This is a genomic window from Halostella sp. PRR32 (genome assembly GCF_034808085.1).
Lineage (GTDB): Archaea > Halobacteriota > Halobacteria > Halobacteriales > Natronoarchaeaceae > Halostella > Halostella pelagica.
On record NZ_JAXHGL010000140.1, the window covers coordinates 1 to 267 of the forward strand.

Genomic DNA, 267 nt, shown 5'->3' on the forward strand with positions numbered 1-267 from the left:
TCTCGGTCGGTTCGGACGTGTTCGCGATGAACGTGCGGTACGTCTCGTTCTGGTAGGAGACCGTCGAGTTGTTGCTCCAGCTCTCCGACCACTGTGCGGACTCGTTGGTCCACAGGAGCGTCGCCGCGGGCTCGTCCGCACCGCCGGAGACGTCGGAGACGTTGTACACGCGGTCGTTCACCGTCAGTGTCGACCCGTCCTGCAGGGTCTCGTCCGGGTCCTCCAGCGACACGGCCGGTTCCTCCGCGGTCGAGATGAACGCGAAGG

The 267-nt window shown here is 65.5% G+C and carries 1 pseudogene; it reads right to left on the reverse strand.

Annotation, left to right across the window (positions count from 1 at the left end):
• A pseudogene (locus SM753_RS20675) lies at positions 1 to 232 on the reverse strand (hypothetical protein); the annotation flags it as partial.
• Between the last annotated feature and the right edge of the window lie 35 nt (positions 233 to 267).